This is a genomic window from Pseudomonas sp. UMAB-08 (assembly GCF_900095225.1).
In the GTDB taxonomy this organism is placed as follows: Bacteria; Pseudomonadota; Gammaproteobacteria; order Pseudomonadales; family Pseudomonadaceae; genus Aquipseudomonas.
Genome location: NZ_LT607415.1, coordinates 450,169 through 461,051 on the forward strand (window position 1 = coordinate 450,169; position 10,883 = coordinate 461,051).

At 58.5% G+C, this 10,883-nt stretch carries 7 protein-coding genes and 1 tRNA gene; 4 read left to right on the top strand and 4 right to left on the bottom strand.

All coding sequences use genetic code 11. The features are described 5' to 3' along the window. Nucleotides 1–2: 2 nt before the first annotated feature. Entirely contained in the window at nucleotides 3–1,199 is a 1,197-nt protein-coding gene (locus tag K0F75_RS05170; protein WP_219060767.1) for an alpha-hydroxy acid oxidase, read from the bottom strand. Between the two features lie 417 nt (nucleotides 1,200–1,616). On the opposite strand from K0F75_RS05170, the gene K0F75_RS05175 reads away from it, so the two are divergent. Further along, the gene (locus K0F75_RS05175; RefSeq protein ID WP_219060768.1) at nucleotides 1,617–2,582 is read left to right on the top strand and encodes an isopenicillin N synthase family oxygenase; all 966 of its coding nucleotides are present in this window, start codon (nucleotides 1,617–1,619) and stop codon (nucleotides 2,580–2,582) included. A gap of 86 nt (nucleotides 2,583–2,668) precedes the next feature. Here K0F75_RS05175 and K0F75_RS05180 read toward each other — a convergent pair whose 3' ends face one another. Continuing rightward, entirely contained in the window at nucleotides 2,669–3,862 is a 1,194-nt protein-coding gene (locus tag K0F75_RS05180; protein WP_219060769.1) for an amino acid aminotransferase, read from the bottom strand. Between the two features lie 341 nt (nucleotides 3,863–4,203). On the opposite strand from K0F75_RS05180, the gene uvrB reads away from it, so the two are divergent. Further along, nucleotides 4,204–6,219, top strand: a complete 2,016-nt coding sequence (uvrB, locus tag K0F75_RS05185) for an excinuclease ABC subunit UvrB (RefSeq protein ID WP_219060770.1) — start codon at nucleotides 4,204–4,206, stop codon at nucleotides 6,217–6,219. Nucleotides 6,220–6,300: 81 nt separating this feature from the next. Here uvrB and K0F75_RS05190 read toward each other — a convergent pair whose 3' ends face one another. Together K0F75_RS05190 and K0F75_RS05195 are read right to left on the bottom strand one after the other, a co-directional pair. Then, nucleotides 6,301–7,788, bottom strand: a complete 1,488-nt coding sequence (locus tag K0F75_RS05190) for an MDR family MFS transporter (protein WP_219060771.1) — start codon at nucleotides 7,786–7,788, stop codon at nucleotides 6,301–6,303. A gap of 52 nt (nucleotides 7,789–7,840) precedes the next feature. After that, complete coding sequence (locus tag K0F75_RS05195) at nucleotides 7,841–8,893, bottom strand: HlyD family secretion protein (protein WP_219060772.1); 1,053 nt, start codon at nucleotides 8,891–8,893, stop codon at nucleotides 7,841–7,843. A gap of 242 nt (nucleotides 8,894–9,135) precedes the next feature. Here K0F75_RS05195 and gltX point away from each other — a divergent pair, with 242 nt between their 5' ends. Then, the gene (gene gltX / locus K0F75_RS05200) at nucleotides 9,136–10,617 is read left to right on the top strand and encodes a glutamate--tRNA ligase (protein ID WP_219060773.1); all 1,482 of its coding nucleotides are present in this window, start codon (nucleotides 9,136–9,138) and stop codon (nucleotides 10,615–10,617) included. 187 nt (nucleotides 10,618–10,804) lie between these two features. After that, nucleotides 10,805–10,880, top strand: a tRNA-Ala gene (locus K0F75_RS05205). The last annotated feature ends 3 nt before the right edge of the window (nucleotides 10,881–10,883 follow it).

The following is a 10,883-nucleotide window of genomic DNA, read 5'->3' on the forward strand; positions in this document are numbered from 1 at the left end:
GCCTAGCTCACGGTAAAAGAAGAAAGAGGATTCAGGCGCAACCGGCGACTGTCGAGCTGGCTCAAGTCCGGTTGGCCGAGCAAGGACAGGGCCAGACGTAACTCCTGTGTCAGCAGATCGAGGGCATGCCCGGCACCGGCCTGACCGCCGACGGCCACTCCATACAAGGTAGCGCGTCCCAGCAGAACCGCATCGGCACCCAGCGCGCAGGCCTTTAGAATGTCGGTGCCGCGGCGGATTCCACTGTCGAGCAGCAACGCCAGCTTGCCTTTGGCCACGGCGGCAATCGCTGGCAAGCATTCAATGCTGGCGGGCACACCATCGAGTTGGCGGCCACCATGGTTACTGATCACCAGCCCGTCGAGTCCCAGGGCGATGGCTTTTTCGGCATCTGCCGGATGCAGCACGCCTTTGAGCAGCAGGTGTTGAGGCCAACGATCCCGCAGTCTCGCCAAGGCATCCCAATCAAGCCCGGTGTCCATCTGCGAACCGATAAAGTGCGCGGCACCTTCGACGGTGCGGTGTTCGGCGGGCAGATAGCGTTCGATATTGGCCAGGTTCGGCAAGCCGTGTGGCCATAACGTCTGCTTCATCCAGCGCGGATGACGCAGTACATTGAGCGTGTTGCGCAGGCTCAGTTGGCGTGGGCGGACGAAATTGCGCTTGTCCCACTCGCGATTGCCCAGCAACACGGCATCGCTGGTCAGCAGCAGCGTTTTGCAGCCAACGGCAGTGGCGCGCTGCAACAGGTCTTGTTGCACTTGAGGGTCACGCAGGCAGTACAACTGGAACCACAGATTGACCTCAGGGACTGCGGCGACTATTTGTTCCAACGAGCTGGTGGACACGGTGCTGAGGGTAAAGGGCAGGCCACGCTCAGTGGCGGCCCGCGCCAGGTGTATGTCGGCATCGCGGTAGAGCATGCCGTTGTAGCCAGTCGGGCCGATGGCCAAAGGCAGTGGCAAGGTTGTGCCCAGCAGCGAGCGTTGGGTGCGCGCGGCAGTGCAGGGGATCAGGGTGTGCGGCAGCAGGCTGATGTCGGCGAAGGCTTGACGGTTGCGCTTGAGGGTCAGTTCCTCTTCGGCACCGCCTTCCAGGTATTCCCAGGCGAAGTGCGGCAGCCGTTGGCGTGCCATCGATGCCAGTTCGGCAATGCTGTGTGCGCGACGGAAGTCCGGGCCTGAATGATAGCGACGCATGCACGCTCCTGAGTCGGTGAAGGCGCATATATAGCTATATGATCCTGTCTATACAGGTAAGGCAAGATGCAGGCCAATGCGCCAATTGCACATCATGAGGGTCGTTCCTGAGCCTGTGTTTACAGAATCAAACAGGATTTCTCGGGTATTCCTGGCAGAGACTGTCACCGAAAGTTGCACCCATTGAGGTCGTTCCGCCCACTGATGGGGCGAAGGGAAACCAGGCAATTGCGGATGACAAGCCGAAGTTGATTGTCAGAAAAACAAGCGGTGAGCGTGAGCATGAGCATGAGGGTTTGCCGAAAAGGACAATGTCGGCGGCACAGTAAATGCTTGCACCTGTATATACCGCGCGTTCCGCTGTGCGATTGATCCCTCCATTCCAGCTCGGTATAACCCCTATAAACAGGAGCGAGCATGACCTCTAGCGCTAATCTGCCCTTGATCGATATGTCCGGTGTTCGCGAAGGTGACCAGGCGAGTATTCGCCGGGCCGGTGATGCCATTCGCGTGGCCTGCAGCGAAATCGGCTTTTTCTACATCATCAATCACGGTGTGCCGCAGGACGTGATTGACCGGGCGATGGCGGCGGCAGCGCAGTTCTTTGCCTACCCGGCCGAGACCAAGCGTCAGGTGGCGGTGAATAAGCGGCACCGTGGCTGGCATGCGTTGGGCGGGGCGACCATGTATGAGGCGACCAAGCCTGATTTCAAGGAGTTCTTCAGCATCGGGCTGGAGCTGCCCGAAGACGACCCGTGTGTGGTGGCTGGAGAAGCGTTGCGCGGACCGAATCAATGGCCGGCATTTATGCCGGAGCTGCGCACTGTGCTGGCTGAGTATTACGTCGAAATCGGCAAGGCCGGGGCCGATCTGTTGAAGGCGGTGGCGGCGGGTCTGGGCATCGAACAAGATTTCTTCAGCAGCAAGTACCACACACCGCTGCAACGGACCCAGATGGTGTATTACCCACCCCATCCGCCGATGGCCGAAGCCGATCAGTTCGGGGTTGCACCGCACACGGATTATGGCTGCATTACGTTGCTGTATCAGGACAACAGCGGGGGCTTGCAGGTGCGTGAGTTGGGCTCTAACCGCTGGATCGACGCCACGCCGATCGCCGGCAGTCTGGTGGTCAACGTCGGCGACCTGCTGGCGCATTGGTCCAATAACCGGTTCCGCTCGACCTTGCATCGAGTGATCAATAAATCAGGTCATGAACGCTATTCCATCGCGACCTTTTACGACCCTACCTACAGCGCGGTGGTCGATCCCTGTGATCTGGGTATCGATTCGGCATCGAGCCTGTACCCACCCGTGGCAGCGGGGGATTACATCCTCAAGCGGATTGATGATTCGATGGCGTATCGCAAAAAAGCGCAGTAAATCGCGTGCCTTTGACGGGGGGGCTGGCTTAAATAAAAAGGGGAGTCAGCTCACGCTGACTCCCCTTTGCGTACCGCCAACGACCGTCAGATCACCTGAACAATCGCCTTGGTCACGACGTCGATGTTGCTCTGGTTCAGTGCGGCAACGCAGATCCGGCCCGTGTCGAGGGCGTAGATGCCGAATTCGTTGCGCAGGCGATGAACCTGTTCGGTGGTCAGCCCGGAGTAGGAGAACATGCCGCGTTGACGACCGACGAAGCTGAAGTCGTGGTCGGTCTGGGCTGCCAGTTTCTCGACCATGGCCTGACGCATGCCGCGAATCCGCAGACGCATTTCGCCCAGTTCCTGCTCCCACATCTCGCGCAGTTCAGGGTTGTTGAGCACCGCAGCGACGATGGTTGCGCCGTGGGTCGGCGGGTTGGAGTAGTTGGTGCGGATCACGCGTTTGACCTGAGACAGAACCCGTGCGGTTTCGTCTTTCGATTCAGTGACGATCGACAACGCGCCAACGCGTTCGCCATACAGCGAGAACGATTTGGAGAACGAGCTGGAGGCGAAAAAGGTCAGGCCCGACTCGGCAAACAGACGCACTGCGGCGGCGTCCTCTTCGATGCCGTCGCCGAAGCCTTGGTACGCCATGTCCAGAAACGGCACGTGGCCCTTGGCTTTGAGCACGTCGAGGACATTTTTCCAGTCCTCAGGGCTCAGGTCGACACCCGTCGGGTTATGGCAGCAGGCGTGCAGGACCACGATCGAACCTGATGGCAGGTTCTGCAAATCTTCGAGCATGCCTGAACGGTTCACGTCATGGCTGGTCGCATCATAATAACGGTAGTTCTGAACCGGGAAACCAGCGGTCTCGAACAGCGCACGGTGGTTTTCCCAGCTTGGATCGCTGATGGCCACGACCGCGTCGGGCTTGAGCTGCTTGAGGAAGTCGGCGCCGATTTTCAATGCACCGGTACCGCCTACAGCCTGGACGGTCAGGGCACGCCCGGAATCCAGCAGCGGCGACTCGGCACCGAACAGCAGTTTTTGCACGGCCAGGTCGTAAGCGGCAATGCCATCGATCGGCAAGTAACCGCGTGCGACGTGTTGAGCCACGCGAATGCTCTCGGCTTCGGCGACGGCACGCAGGAGTGGAATTCGCCCCTCTTCGTTGCAGTACACCCCGACCCCCAGGTTGACCTTAAAGGTACGGGTATCGGCGTTGAATGCTTCGTTGAGGCCCAGGATTGGATCGCGTGGTGCCATTTCGACAGCGGAGAACAGGCTCATTTTTACGGCAGCTCTGAATGGAGGATTGAAGAGGTACAACGCTCCGGCCGAGTGCACTAGAGCGGTGCGCAAACGGGGACCTAGTATAGAGAGCATCGTTCAGCGCTGCGACAGGTTGGAGCGCGTTTTTCAGGGTTTTTTAGGGTTTTCCACATTTATTTTTCGACCGTCAGTCAAATTGCAACGGCAATTGTTTCGGGCTTGTAGGATGGGGTGCTTGAAAGGTGACATCTTTGACTCCATTTGTAGTGTCTTCACGTCTTTTCCCGACGGCATCGGTCGTTCGCGGTTTTCTCGTTTCAGCGCTGTTTTGCAGGCCGGAATGAACCCAGAGGTAACGTATGTCTGAGTTTGAGCTCGTAACCCGTTTCCAGCCAGCCGGTGATCAGCCGGAAGCTATTCGCTTGATGGTCGAAGGGATCGAGGCCGGGCTGGCGCACCAGACATTGCTCGGCGTAACCGGTTCGGGCAAGACCTTCAGCATCGCCAACGTGATCGCGCAAGTGCAGCGTCCGACCCTGGTGCTGGCGCCGAACAAAACCCTGGCGGCGCAGTTGTACGGTGAGTTCAAGGCGTTCTTTCCGAACAACGCAGTCGAGTATTTCGTCTCTTACTACGATTACTACCAGCCAGAAGCGTACGTGCCGTCGTCGGATACGTTCATCGAGAAGGATGCTTCGATCAACGACCATATCGAACAGATGCGGTTGTCGGCGACCAAGGCGTTGCTGGAGCGCAAGGACGCGATCATCGTCACCACGGTGTCGTGCATCTACGGCTTGGGCAGTCCCGAGACGTATTTGAAGATGGTGCTGCACGTCGATCGCGGTGACAGACTCGATCAACGCGAGCTGCTTCGGCGTCTGGCTGATTTGCAATACACCCGCAACGACGTGGACTTTGCTCGTGCGACATTTCGCGTGCGCGGAGACGTGATCGACATCCATCCGGCTGAGTCGGACTTTGAAGCGATCCGCATCGAGTTGTTCGACGATGAGGTCGAGAACATTTCTGCCTTTGACCCGCTGACGGGCGCAGTGATTCGCAAACTGCCGCGCTTCACGTTCTATCCGAAGAGTCATTACGTGACGCCGCGCGAAACGCTGCTGGATGCGATGGAAGGCATCAAGGTCGAGCTTCAGGAACGGCTGGAGTACCTGCGCAGCAATAACAAGCTGGTGGAAGCGCAACGGCTGGAGCAGCGCACCCGTTTCGATCTGGAAATGATTCTGGAACTTGGCTACTGCAACGGCATCGAAAACTACTCGCGCTACCTGTCTGGACGACCTTCCGGTGCGCCGCCGCCGACGTTGTATGACTACTTGCCGGCCGATGCATTGCTGGTGATCGACGAGTCCCACGTCAGCGTGCCGCAGGTGGGTGCGATGTATAAGGGCGACCGCTCACGTAAGGAAACCCTGGTCGAGTACGGCTTCCGTCTGCCGTCGGCTCTGGATAACCGGCCGATGCGCTTCGATGAGTGGGAACGCGTCAGCCCGCAGACGATTTTTGTCTCGGCCACCCCCGGCAACTATGAGGCTGAGCATGCCGGTCGGGTGATTGAGCAGTTGGTGCGACCTACCGGTCTGGTCGACCCGCAGATCGAGATTCGTCCGGCGCTGACTCAAGTTGATGACCTGCTGTCAGAGATCGGCAAGCGTGTGGCCGTGGGTGAGCGGGTGTTGGTCACTACCTTGACCAAGCGCATGTCCGAAGACCTGACCGATTACCTGGCCGATCATGGCGTTCGGGTGCGTTACCTGCACTCGGATATCGAAACCGTGGAGCGAGTCGAAATCATCCGCGACCTGCGCTTGGGTACGTTCGATGTGCTAGTGGGCATCAACCTGCTGCGCGAAGGCCTGGACATGCCTGAAGTCTCGCTGGTGGCGATTCTCGACGCTGATAAAGAAGGCTTCCTGCGTTCAGAGCGTTCGCTGATTCAGACCATTGGCCGTGCTGCGCGTAACCTCAACGGCCGGGCGATTTTGTACGCCGACCGCATTACCGGCTCGATGGAGCGGGCGATTGGCGAAACCGACCGTCGTCGGGACAAGCAGATTGCTTACAACCTGGAGCACGGCATCACCCCTAAAGGCGTGTTCAAGGACGTTGCTGACATCATGGAAGGCGCCGTCGTGCCAGGTTCGCGCAGCAAGAAGCGCAAAGGCATGGCCAAGGCCGCCGAAGAGAACGCCAAGTACGAAGCTGAGTTGCGCTCGCCGGGCGAGATCGGCAAGCGTATTCGTCAATTGGAAGAGAAGATGTACCAACTGGCCCGCGACCTCGAGTTCGAGGCTGCGGCACAGATGCGTGACGAGATCGGCAAGCTGCGTGAGCGGTTGTTGACGGTTTGATGTTGCCCGGTTTGTTGGGTGCCTGAACTAACGTAATCGCGAACTCATTCGCGAAAGGGTCAGTGCAGACGCTGGCACTCTTTAATGCGCAGCCCCGCCCTTGACCCCAACAGGGAGCGCTTTGGTCAGCAACACGGCGATCATGCTGATCCCTAGTGCGATACCGACGAAATGGAAGGCGTCGTTGTAGGCCATGATGGATGCCTGCTGGTGCGTGATCTCGCTGAGCCTGCCCAGGGCGGCTTGTTCGTTGCCCAGCTTGTCGGTGAGCAAGGCCATGCGCTCAGCGACCTGCGGGTTGCTCGGGACAATGGCTTCGCGCAAATAGTCGAAATAGGTCTTGGTCCTGGCATCAAGCAGGGTGGAGAGCAGGGCGATGCCAACGGCGCCTCCCAGGTTTCGCAGGATGTTGAACAGGCTCGACGCTGAGCCCGCGTCTTTCGGCTGGATATAGACGGTGGCGATCAACGAGATGGTAACCATGATCATCGGTTGGCCGAGGGCGCGCACGATCTGGATCTGATTGAGTTGCGGCCCGGCGAAGTCCAGGTTGAGCGCTCCAGACGCGAAGCTGGCAAACCCGAACAGCCCGAAACCGATGGCGCACAGTAGCTTCGGCGGTATCACTTTCATCAGTTGCGGCACCAGCGGGATCAAAAACAACTGTGGAACGCCCATCCACATGATCACTTCGCCGATCTGCTGCGCGTTGTAGCCTTGAATTTGCGCGAGGTACAGCGGCAACAGATAAATCGAGCCGTACAAACCCACACCCATCCCCACGCTGGAGATACTCGACAGGCCAAAATTGCGCTCGCCTAAAATACGCAGGTTGATCAGTGGCTCTGGTTTTGACAGTTGCAGAATCACAAAAGTGATCAGGCTGACCAGGGCGATGCTGCCCAGGCTGACAATCAGGTGGGATTCGAGCCAGTCCTTGCGGTGACCTTCCTCCAGAAACACCTGCAGGCAGCCCAGGCCGACCCCCAGGGTGACGATGCCCGCGTAGTCGGTGCTTTTCAGCAGTTCCCAGTGCGAAGCTTTCTTTTCGAGGCCGTAGAGCAAGCCGGCGATCATCAGCAGGCCGGGCGGTATGTTGATGTAGAAAATGTACTGCCAGCCATAGTTCTCTGTCAGCCAGCCGCCCAGCGTCGGGCCGATCGAGGGCGCGAATGTCGCTGTCATCGCAAACAGGGCCATCCCTTTGGCGCGATGATGTTCGGGCAGTTTGATCAGGGTCATGGTGAACGCCAGCGGGATCAGCGCGCCACCGGTGAAGCCCTGCAAGGCGCGGAACACGATCATGCTGTCCAGACTCCAGGCCATGGAACAGAGCATGGAGGACAGCAGAAACCCGCCCGAAACCCAGACCGCCAGGCGTCGCGCCGAGAGCAACTGCACCAGCCAGGCGGTGAGCGGAATCATGATGATTTCCGCCACCAGGTACGAGGTGGAAATCCACGAGCCTTCTTCGAGGGTTGCCGACAGCGCGCCCTGAATGTCCTTGAGCGAAGAGTTGGTGATCTGGATGTCCAGCACCGCCATAAAGGCGCCCAGCATCACGCTCATGACCGCGATCCAGTCCCGTCGGCTTGGCTCGCCAGCGGGGCGGATCAGTTGATCACCGGCCACTGTCAGCGCCGTTTGCCTTGATGTTGACCTTGACCGTCACCGACATGCCGGGACGGATTTTGCCGTGCAACGGGTTATCGGCGGCAAACGTCAGCTTCACTGGAATACGCTGTACCACCTTGGTGAAGTTGCCGGTGGCGTTGTCCGGCGGCAGCAGGCTGAATTGCGCACCAGAGGCGGCGAACAGGCTTTCGACCCTGGCATTGATCGGGGTATCGGAATAGGCGTCGAAAATCAGTTCGGCCGCTTGCCCTGGCGCCATATGGCCTATCTGGGTTTCCTTGAAGTTGGCCTGAATCCAGATGTCTTCATCCGGCACGATCGACAGCAGGTACGCACCGACCTGTACATACTGGCCATTGCGCGCCCCGCGTTGGCCGATCATTCCGCTGAGTGGCGCGCGAATCTCGCTGCGTCGCAGATTGAGTTCAGCTTGAGCAAGGTCGGTGCGGGCGTTGGCGATCTGCGCGTCGAGGCGTTTGATTTCCGCCGAGAGGGCGACGACCTGTTGCCGCTGGCCTTGTACCTCGGCCTGGGCCTTGGTGACCTGCGAGCGTGCGATATGACTGTCGGCAGACAGGGTGGTGACGCGCTCTTCGGAAATGTAGCCGGGTTTGCGCAAAGTCTCTGCGCGATTCAAATCGATTTGTGTGCGGCCGAAGGTTGCTTGACTGGCTGCCACTTGGGCTTCGGCGGACGCAATCATGCTGGCTTGCTGGGTCAACTTGCTGTTTGCCTGAATCCGCTCCGCTTCACGGGTATCGAGCATGGCCTTCGCCCGGTCAACGGCCAGGTGGAAGTCAGCGGCGTCCAGCTTCACCAGCAGTTGGCCTTTTTCGACGTGCTGGTTGTCCTGGACCAGGACTTCATCGACGCGCGCGGCCAACTGGCTGGAAATCCGGGTGATTTCGCCCTGCACATAGGCGTTGTCGGTGGTTTCATAGAAGCGGCCCTTGAAGTACCACTGGGCAAAAAAAGCGAGGGCGATCAGTAGGGCAATCGTGAAGAAGACGTACAAACGGCGTTTAAGTTGGGCGGGCATGGGCGTTCTGAATTAGTTGAAATGTAAGCAAACTTATCAGTGTTTAATTCTGGCACATAGCCACATGCCTGAATAATGACTGAGGGTGATGTTTGGGTATTCATTTAGTCCGTTATGCCTTGTATATACCTTCTATGGGGCATGCAGGCGCTCGGCCGTACGTTGATTGCGCCCCTGCGCTGGAGCCATGGGGGGTGCGCCTGTTAAGATTCGACGCTTGTTCGACCTATTCGAGATCTTTCATGACCACCGTCCGCACCCGCATCGCGCCATCGCCCACTGGCGACCCCCACGTTGGCACTGCCTATATCGCATTGTTCAATTATTGCTTTGCCAAGCAACACGGTGGCGAGTTCATCCTGCGCATCGAAGACACTGACCAAGTGCGCTCGACACGTGAGTCTGAACAGCAGATTTTCGATGCGTTGCGCTGGTTGGGAATCGAGTGGAGCGAAGGCCCGGATGTCGGTGGTCCTCACGGCCCGTATCGGCAGAGTGAGCGGGGCGACATTTACCAGAAGTATTCCAAGCAACTGGTCGAGATGGGCTACGCGTTCCCGTGCTTCTGCACCGCGGAAGAGCTCGATCAGATGCGTGCCGAGCAGATGGCCCGGGGCGAAACCCCGCGCTACGACGGCCGTGCATTGTTGCTGTCGAAGGAAGAGGTTCAGCGTCGTCTGGACGCTGGCGAGCCTCATGTGATCCGCATGAAAGTGCCAAGCGAAGGCGTTTGCGTGGTGCCGGACATGCTGCGTGGCGACGTCGAGATCCCGTGGGATCGCATGGACATGCAAGTGTTGATGAAGACCGATGGGCTGCCGACCTACTTTCTGGCCAACGTCGTCGACGACCATCTGATGGGTATCACCCATGTTCTGCGCGGTGAAGAGTGGCTGCCGTCTGCACCTAAACTGATCCTGCTGTACGAGTATTTCGGTTGGGATCAGCCGGAGCTGTGCTACATGCCGCTGCTGCGTAATCCGGACAAGAGCAAGCTGTCCAAGCGCAAGAACCCGACTTCGGTGACGTTCTACGAGCGTATGGGTTTCATGCCTGAAGCCATGCTCAACTACCTGGGTCGCATGGGCTGGTCGATGCCGGACGAGCGCGAGAAGTTCTCGCTGGAAGAAATGGTCGAGCATTTCGACCTGTCGCGTGTTTCCCTGGGCGGGCCGATTTTCGATATCGAGAAGCTATCCTGGCTCAACGGCCAATGGCTGCGCGAGTTGCCGGTCGAAGAGTTTGCCCGTCGTGTGCAGAATTGGGCGCTGAACCCCGAGTACATGATGAAAATCGCCCCTCACGTCCAGGGACGCGTAGAAACCTTTAGTCAGGTCGCGCCGTTGGCCGGTTTCTTCTTCGCCGGTGGCTTGCAGCTGGATGCCAAACTGTTCGAGCACAAAAAGCTGTCGCCCGATCAGGTTCGGCAGTTGATGCAGTTGATTCTGTGGAAGCTGGAAACTCTGCGCCAGTGGGAAAAAGATCCGATTACAGGCTGCATTCAGGCCGTGGTCGAGCACCTGGAGCTCAAACTGCGCGACGCCATGCCGCTGATGTTCGCTGCAATCACGGGTCAGGCCAGTTCGGTCTCGGTCCTCGATGCGATGGAAATTCTCGGTCCGGACCTGACACGCTTCCGTCTGCGTCAGGCTATCGACTTGCTTGGCGGCGTATCGAAGAAAGAAAACAAGGAATGGGAAAAGCTGTTGGGCGCCATTGCCTGACACGCTTGCCAGGCGTTGTTGGTCATTGTGTCTGCCTGGAGTAGGGCGCACAGTGGCCGTTGCGCCCCCGGATTTACGGGGGTTGGGCGGTAAGTGATTGTTATGCCGACGAAAAATATTGGAATTTGTTGAAAATATATTTGACAGGTTCCGAGGTCGCGCTTAATATGCGCCCCGTCCACAACGTGGGGCTATAGCTCAGCTGGGAGAGCGCTTGCATGGCATGCAAGAGGTCAACGGTTCGATCCCGTTTAGCTCCACCAAAT

Excerpts from the sequence above, each read along its gene's own strand:
- K0F75_RS05170 (WP_219060767.1), bottom strand. The coding sequence starts at position 1,199 with ATGCGTCGCTATCATTCAGGCCCGGACTTCCGTCGCGCACACAGCATT.
- K0F75_RS05175 (WP_219060768.1), top strand. The coding sequence starts at position 1,617 with ATGACCTCTAGCGCTAATCTGCCCTTGATCGATATGTCCGGTGTTCGC.
- K0F75_RS05180 (WP_219060769.1), bottom strand. The coding sequence starts at position 3,862 with ATGAGCCTGTTCTCCGCTGTCGAAATGGCACCACGCGATCCAATCCTG.
- uvrB (WP_219060770.1), top strand. The coding sequence starts at position 4,204 with ATGTCTGAGTTTGAGCTCGTAACCCGTTTCCAGCCAGCCGGTGATCAG.
- K0F75_RS05190 (WP_219060771.1), bottom strand. The coding sequence starts at position 7,788 with ATGAGCGTGATGCTGGGCGCCTTTATGGCGGTGCTGGACATCCAGATC.
- K0F75_RS05195 (WP_219060772.1), bottom strand. The coding sequence starts at position 8,893 with ATGCCCGCCCAACTTAAACGCCGTTTGTACGTCTTCTTCACGATTGCC.
- gltX (WP_219060773.1), top strand. The coding sequence starts at position 9,136 with ATGACCACCGTCCGCACCCGCATCGCGCCATCGCCCACTGGCGACCCC.